The organism is Microcoleus sp. K5-D4, from assembly GCF_036704575.1.
In the GTDB taxonomy this organism is placed as follows: domain Bacteria; phylum Cyanobacteriota; class Cyanobacteriia; order Cyanobacteriales; family Microcoleaceae; genus Microcoleus.
In genome coordinates, this window is record NZ_JAUBSD010000216.1 from 1 (window position 1) to 1283 (window position 1283).

Below are 1283 nucleotides of genomic sequence, written 5' to 3' on the forward strand. Positions count from 1 at the left end.
GGCGGCGGGTTACGTCTAGTTCGGCACTCATGCGAAGGTTTTCTACTTTTAGCCGATCGTTCAAAACCAATATTTCTGCATTAGCTTGGGCTAACTGTGCGGTGCGATCTTCTACTTTTTGCTCTAAAGTTCGGTTGTAATCTTCTAATTTTTCGTAGAGACTTGCATTTTCAATCGAGATCGCAGCTTGAGCAGCAATGATTTTTAAAGTTTCGACTCTTTCCGAGGTAAATGCGCCGATCGCCAAATTATTTTCTAAATAGAGAATTCCACCTAGTTTGCCTTGATTGAGTAGGGGAGTGCAGAGGATGGATTTGGGCCCAGTAGCGGTAATGTAAGAATCCCCAGTAAATAGTCCTTCATCGGTGGCGTTATTTAATACTACATTTTCGTGGCTGCGAGCGACGTAGTTAACTATGGCGGTTGACAGCAGGGGAATTCCAGTTGCGGGATCTACAGAATCTATGGAAATGGATTGCATAATGGTAATGATCTCGGATTCTACTGCTGCTTCCGCTTCAATTGCCCAATTCCCGCCTTGATCCAGAATCAGAAAACCTTTTTGAGCGCCTGCGTTTTCAATTACAGTTTTCATCACCTGGTTTAACAATTGTTCTAGAACGATTTCACCGGAAATAGCTTGGGATGCTTTCATTACTGCGGCAAAATCTAGCGCTTCACCTGATTTTTCACCGGTTGTGGTAATCGGATTAGTGGTATTTTCAGTAGCTGTTCGACTTGAACCCAGCCACTGGAGATATTTTTTATCTAAATCTTCTACTTTGCGTTTGGCTCCCCAAATTTGATAACCTTGGTATGCTTTTTTTAAATAAATTTGGGCAAAATCGTGTTTTTCTTGGGCAAACCAAAACTTGGCGGCTAGTTCGTTGGCGAGTGCTTCATCCTGAATAAACTCATTTTCTTTAGCCAATTTAATCGCTCCATCGTATAAATCGATCGCTTCATACCACTTACCCGATATTCTGGTCATTTCTGCGACGACTAAAAGATACTTATGCAGAAAATTTTCCGGGCAATTAGTTGCCCAGTTTTTCATTTGCGCTTGGTTAGCCTCGATTTTAGTCCAGTATTCTTGTTGCTCTTCTGGAGAAACAGATGGATGGAGGGCAGCTAAAATAAGGGAATAGTAAAAGTTGTAAGTAGAAGCTTGGATAGTGCCGGAAATAAACCCTAACAGTTCCTGCGCCCTGGGGGGGTAACAACCAGCCTGAAACCCATACCTTTGTAAGGATTGAGCCAATGTGTGCTAAAAAAAGATAGGC

At 42.4% G+C, this 1283-nt stretch carries 1 protein-coding gene; it reads right to left on the reverse strand.

Annotated elements, in window-relative coordinates; all coding sequences use genetic code 11:
- Positions 1-1261: GAF domain-containing protein (locus QUA77_RS29130; RefSeq protein ID WP_333454110.1), on the reverse strand; the 1261-nt coding region annotated here is incomplete at its 3' end.
- Positions 1262-1283 lie beyond the last annotated feature (22 nt).